At 37.0% G+C, this 5,689-nt stretch carries 11 protein-coding genes; all 11 read right to left on the minus strand.

What is annotated here, in order from left to right; genetic code table 11:
* Positions 1 to 313: 313 nt before the first annotated feature.
* Complete coding sequence (gene rpsQ / locus AB1422_15945; GenBank protein ID MEW6620801.1) at positions 314 to 565, minus strand: 30S ribosomal protein S17; 252 nt, start codon at positions 563 to 565, stop codon at positions 314 to 316.
* Positions 565 to 780, minus strand: coding sequence for a 50S ribosomal protein L29 (rpmC, locus tag AB1422_15950; protein MEW6620802.1), 216 nt, complete (start codon positions 778 to 780; stop codon positions 565 to 567). The genes rpsQ and rpmC overlap by 1 nt, the downstream gene beginning before the upstream one ends.
* Positions 781 to 783: 3 nt before the next feature.
* Positions 784 to 1,197 carry a 50S ribosomal protein L16 gene (gene rplP / locus AB1422_15955; GenBank protein MEW6620803.1) on the minus strand — a complete coding sequence of 138 codons (414 nt, stop codon included), beginning with the start codon at positions 1,195 to 1,197 and terminating at the stop codon, positions 784 to 786.
* A complete protein-coding gene (gene rpsC / locus AB1422_15960) occupies positions 1,175 to 1,885 on the minus strand; it encodes a 30S ribosomal protein S3 (GenBank protein MEW6620804.1) in 711 nt (236 codons plus the stop codon). Before rpsC ends, rplP begins: the two co-directional genes overlap by 23 nt.
* A gap of 17 nt (positions 1,886 to 1,902) precedes the next feature.
* Positions 1,903 to 2,115 carry a hypothetical protein gene (locus AB1422_15965; protein ID MEW6620805.1) on the minus strand — a complete coding sequence of 71 codons (213 nt, stop codon included), beginning with the start codon at positions 2,113 to 2,115 and terminating at the stop codon, positions 1,903 to 1,905.
* A 56-nt stretch (positions 2,116 to 2,171) separates the two neighbouring features.
* Entirely contained in the window at positions 2,172 to 2,507 is a 336-nt protein-coding gene (gene rplV, locus AB1422_15970; protein MEW6620806.1) for a 50S ribosomal protein L22, read from the minus strand.
* 70 nt (positions 2,508 to 2,577) lie between these two features.
* Positions 2,578 to 2,862, minus strand: coding sequence for a 30S ribosomal protein S19 (rpsS, locus tag AB1422_15975; GenBank protein MEW6620807.1), 285 nt, complete (start codon positions 2,860 to 2,862; stop codon positions 2,578 to 2,580).
* A 5-nt stretch (positions 2,863 to 2,867) separates the two neighbouring features.
* Positions 2,868 to 3,692, minus strand: coding sequence for a 50S ribosomal protein L2 (rplB, locus tag AB1422_15980; GenBank protein ID MEW6620808.1), 825 nt, complete (start codon positions 3,690 to 3,692; stop codon positions 2,868 to 2,870).
* 15 nt (positions 3,693 to 3,707) lie between these two features.
* Positions 3,708 to 3,992, minus strand: coding sequence for a 50S ribosomal protein L23 (locus AB1422_15985; protein ID MEW6620809.1), 285 nt, complete (start codon positions 3,990 to 3,992; stop codon positions 3,708 to 3,710).
* A gap of 223 nt (positions 3,993 to 4,215) precedes the next feature.
* Positions 4,216 to 4,866: a 50S ribosomal protein L4 gene (rplD, locus tag AB1422_15990; GenBank protein MEW6620810.1), complete on the minus strand. Its 651-nt coding sequence runs from the start codon at positions 4,864 to 4,866 to the stop codon at positions 4,216 to 4,218.
* 2 nt (positions 4,867 to 4,868) lie between these two features.
* On the minus strand, positions 4,869 to 5,510 hold the full coding sequence (rplC, locus tag AB1422_15995; protein MEW6620811.1) for a 50S ribosomal protein L3: 642 nt from the start codon (positions 5,508 to 5,510) through the stop codon (positions 4,869 to 4,871).
* Between the last annotated feature and the right edge of the window lie 179 nt (positions 5,511 to 5,689).

Consider the following 5,689-nt stretch of genomic DNA (forward strand, 5'->3'; position numbering starts at 1 on the left):
CCTCTTTGAAATTTGATTTGTAATTTTGCATTTTGATATTTATATTTGATATTTAATATTTGATATTTGATATTTATTTGTTGTCTCCCTCAAATCCTATTTTGCAGAACCCTATACACTATTTTAATCTTTATGCTAGATTAAGACACCACCCAATTTTCATCGTCATTTGTGCCCTGGAGGGGCATGAGCGTTTCTCCTTATCATTCTTATGTTATTATCATACCTTAGCCATACAGAATTTCTGAGATGGCTCATTTAGCTGAAATTGAAAATTAGAAATTAGGGAATTAAGATTTCGATTCTCTAACTTTCATTTCACAACCTCAACTACTCGCCAGTGTTTAAGTTTTGATAAAGGTCTTGTTTCCATAATACTTACTTGCGAACCTACCTGGCAGATATTTTTTTCGTCATGGGCATAGAATTTACTTCTTCTTTTTATAACCTTTTTATAAAGTGGATGTTTAACGGCACTAACAACTGAGACGACAACGGTCTTGTCCATTTTATTACTAATTACTGTGCCAACTTTAACCTTTCTGGGTTTTCTTTGTTGTTCCATTAATGTTTCTCCCTTATACCTAATTCGTATTCTCTCAAGAGTGTATTTATTTTTGCGATTGAGCGTCTTAATGTCCGAATTTTTGAAGGATTTTCTAAATGTTTCATAGCAGAATGTGCTCGTAAATTTAGCACCTCACCAAAAAATTTCTCTTTCTGGCTTTTTAACTCATCTAAATCCATTTCTTTTAAGTCTCTAAAATCTCTAAGTTTCACTTATTATTCTCCTTCTCTTGTTACGAATTTTGTTTTTATCGGTAACTTATGAGCAGTTAAAAGGAGTGCTTCGTGGGCTAATTCTTTTGTTACGCCGCCTAATTCATAAAGAATCCGTCCAGGTTTAACAACAGCAACCCAATATTCAGGTGCTCCTTTACCTTTACCCATTCTTGTTTCAGCCGGTTTTTTGGTTACAGATTTATCCGGGAATATTCTAATCCACAATTTACCACCCCTTTTAATATGTCTGGAGATAGCAATTCTGCCGGCTTCGATTTGTCTATTGGTTATCCAACCACACTCTAATGCCTGTAAGCCATATTCTCCAAAGTTAAGTTGAGCGCCGGCGGTAGATATTCCCTTTCGTCTACCGCGATGTGTTTTTCGATATTTAACTCGTTTGGGCATCAACATTGATTTCTTCCTCCATTAATTTCGCTCCTAATCCCATTAATCTTGCTTTTTCTCTCTCTTCCTCAGATAAAATCTCACCTTTAAATATCCACACCTTTATCCCAATTCGGCCATAGGTAGTTACTGCTTCTGCGGTGGCATAATCGATTTCAGCTCTCAGGGTATGAAGTGGAACTCGTCCTTCCCGATACCACTCACTTCGAGCTATTTCTGCACCGCCAAGCCTACCACCACAGGTTACTTTAATTCCTTTAGCCCCATGGCGCAGCGCCGTTATAACTGCCTGTCTCATTGCCCTTCTAAAAGAGATTCTTTTTTCTATCTGGATAGCGATATTTTCTGCAACCACCTGAGCCTCTAATTCTGGTTCTTTAATCTCATTAATATCAATTTGAATCTGGAGGTTAGTCATTTTTAGAATTTCCTGGCGTAATTTTTCTACATCCTGTCCTCTGCGACCAATGACTATTCCCGGTCGAGCAGTATAAATGGTAATTCTCATTTTCTGCCCAAATCGCTCAATAATGATTTTTGACACACCAGTTCTCTTCAATCTCTCTTTGATAAACTTTCGAATTTTCAAGTCTTCAATCAAATCATTTCTATAGGATTTTTTTGAAAACCAGCGTGATTCCCAATCATAGATATACTTTAACCTGAAACCTATTGGATGAACCTTTTGTCCCAAATTTTACTCTCCCTTTCTTATACTTTCATAAACTCAGGTAGCACTATCGCCCAATTTATTAATTGCACCAATAAAATTACCAGGGCAATCAATACAACTACCTTTAAAATAAACTTTATCATATCTTTCTTTTCTTTACCCTTCGAATACTCCCGATAATAACCAATTGTTTCATAGACCGTGAGAAGTGTGACTAAAGCCATTAACGCTACATAAACCCATAATGTCATTTTACATTACCTCCTTTTTTTTATTTCAGAAGTTACTGTCCTCTGACTTCTGAGATTTAATATTCATCTACGACTATGGTGATATGGCTTGTTCTTTTACAAATTCGATAAGCCCTACCCATAGCGCGTGGTTGAATTCGTTTTAAAGTAGGTCCCTGGTCAACAAAGGCATTTTTGACATATAAATTACCTACCTGGACATTTATTCCTTTTTGTCTGGCATTAGCGATAGCTGAATGCAATATTTTTTGAACTATGCGGCAGGCTTTTTTAGTCGTAAATTTAAGCATATTAGTCGCCTGTTCCACTGGTTTACCCTGAATAAGGGTAGTTACCTGCCTTGCCTTTCTTGGTGAAATACGAATATATTTAGCCTTTGCTTTTGCTTCCATGATATTATCTCCATTGAAAGTAGTCCGTGCAGAGTGAAACTCGTTACTCTTCACTGTCTACTTTACTTCCTTATTTCAATGCTCGTGATTTTTCCGTATGAGTGCCGTGACTTCTAAATGTTCGGGTCAGAGCAAACTCTCCCAGTTTATGTCCAACCATATTTTCCGTGATATAGACCGGGATAAATTTTTTGCCATTATGAATGGCTAATGTATATCCGACAAATTCTGGGGAAATAGTTGAGCGTCTTGCCCAAGTTTTGATTACCTTTTTTTCCCCTCCTTCATTCATCTTTTTAATCTTATCCATTAATTTAGTATCAATATAAGGTCCTTTTTTAATTGAGCGTCCCATCAGATTTATTTGCTTCTCCTTTTAACAATAAATTTCTGGGTTCTTTTATTTTGTCTTGTCCGATAACCTTTAGTTGGTTTCCCCCATGGACTCACCGGATGTCTTCCACCTGATGTTTTTCCTTCCCCGCCGCCGAGTGGGTGGTCAACAGGATTCATCGTGACCCCGCGATTATGAGGTCTTTTACCCAGCAAGCGAGTTTTCCCTGCTTTACCCAGGTTAATATTTTCATGTTCTACATTTCCTACCTGTCCGATAGTTGCCATACAATCCACATGGACTAATCGAACTTCACCCGAAGGAAGGGTAATATGTGCATAATTCCCTTCTTTAGCATTTAATTGGGCAGAAGAGCCTGCTCCCCGCACTATTTGTCCGCCTTTGCCTTTTCTTAATTCAATGTTATGGATAGTTGTTCCTGTGGGTATTGCTCGCAAGGGAAGTGCATTTCCTGGTTTAATATCCACTTCTTCACCCGCACATACCGTTTCACCTACCTTTAATCCCATTGGAGCAAGGATATACCTTTTTTCTCCATCTAAATAATGAAGTAAGGCAATATGAGCAGAGCGATTTGGGTCATATTCAATTGCCGCCACCTTTGCCTCAATCCCAAATTTATTCCGTTTAAAGTCAATTATTCTATAGAATCGTTTATGGGCACCACCACAAAACCGAACAGTTATTCTGCCTTGATTATTGCGACCACCTGAACGCGGTTTAGATATAACTAATGACTTCTCGGGTGTTTTTTTTGTAATCTCATCAAATCCTACAACACTCATTCCTCGTCTGCCAGGGGAAGTAGGATTATATTGTTTAATTGCCATAATTTTATCCCTCTTTTATGCTTCGAATGCAGATATAAGCTCTCCCTCTTTTAGAGTTACCATTGCCTTTTTAAAATCAGCTCTTCTACCCAGTGCAAATCTAACCTTTTTTGGCTTACCATATTGAATTAAGGTATTGACCTTCGTTACCTTTACGCCGAATATCTTTTCCACTGCTTTTTTAATCTCAATCTTATTAGCATTTATATCCACCTCAAAGAGATATTTATTATTCTCTCTCAAGATAGTTCCTTTTTCAGTAATAATAGGTCTTTTAATAATTTGATATGGACTAATCATTGATGAACCTCGCTTTTAAACTATTTAACCCGTTACCCTTAATCTATCTTCTAACGTAACCATTCACCATTCACAATTTCTTCCCTAAATTTCCTTAATAATGGTGAATGGTGAATTGTCAATTGTGAATTGTGAATTATCACTCTTCACGGTGTCAAGCAAACCTGGCCCAAGAGTTCGATGCACCGCTATAGCGCATCCAATGACTCTATTCGATAATTCATCAAATTTCACTTCGTGCTCTCCGTACCCTTCGTGGTGAATAGTTACCTTCTAACTTAGATAATGCCCTTTTTGTGAACAGGAGTTTTTCATGCAACAGTATTTTATATGGATTCAAATTTGACGCTAAAATCATCTCAGTGCCTTTTAAATTACGGACAGATAAATAGAGATTTTTATCTGGCTGGTCTAAAACAATCAACGGTTTTGTCAAATTTAAGGTTTTTAATATTTTTGCCATAATTGATGTTTTTGGTGCTTCTACCTTTAAGGAATCCACAACGACTATTTCATTATTTATGGCTTTATCAATTAATGCTGAAATAAGTGCTTTCTGGTTAATTTTATCCGGGATTTTAATTTTAAAGCTATGTGGTTTAGGGCCAAAAACCACGCCGCCACCTTTCCAGATTGGGTTTCGACTACTCCCGACTCGTGCTCTTCCGGTGCCTTTTTGTCGCCATGGCTTTTTCCCACTTCCACTTACCTCACCACGATGTTTAATACAGGCAGTTCCAAGTCGTTGATTAGCAAGGTATGCCTTTACCGAGTCATAAATACAACCATTGCTTATCTCTTGATTAAATATAGTTTTGGGAAGCTCGATTTGCTCTAAAATATCCCCTTTGATATTATATAAATTAACATCCATTGTTATTTATTTCCTTTTTTGACTGCCTTTTTAATCGTTATTAGTCCTCCCCGGCGACCAGGGATAGCACCTTCAATTAACAATCTATTTTCTTTTTCATTTACCTTAATTATCTTAAGGTTTTGCATCGTTACTTGAGTTCCACCCATTCGTCCTGGAAGGCCGTGTCCTTTATAAACTCTGGAAGGAAAAGAGCTCTGGCCAATAGAGCCTGGTGCACGATGAAACATTGACCCATGCGACTTCTTTCCACCTGTCCAACCATAGCGTTTAATCACACCACTAAATCCTTTTCCTTTGGATATTCCAGTTACATCAACATAATCGCCTGCTTTAAAAATATCAACTTTTAGCTCTTGACCTACCTGATAATTATCAATATCTGTAATTCTAAATTCTCGTAAATACCGTTTAACTTTAACTGCCGCATTTTCAAAGTGTCCAGCAACGGGTTTATTAATTTTACTCTGTTTTACATCCCCAAAACCTAATTGTAGGCTATCATATCCTTCTTTATCTCTGGTTTTTTTCTGGACAATAATACATGGCCCAACTTCAAGCACTGTTACTGGAATAACATCTCCACTATTAGCATTGAATACCTGGGACATCTTTATTTTTTTACCTATAAGTCCTGTGGACATTATAATCCTCCATATTGGTAATTAGAACCTGTTTAGCGCGGTCAGAGAGCATAAATGAATGGTACTGACTTAGTGCGAAACCACTTCAAACACAACAAGTTGTGTAATACAAAATCAAAAATTAAATATTAAAATGCAAAATGACATATCAAATATCATATCAAAAATCAAAGAGCAAA

This window comes from bacterium, assembly GCA_040757115.1.
Lineage (GTDB): Bacteria > UBA9089 > CG2-30-40-21 > CG2-30-40-21 > SBAY01 > JBFLXS01.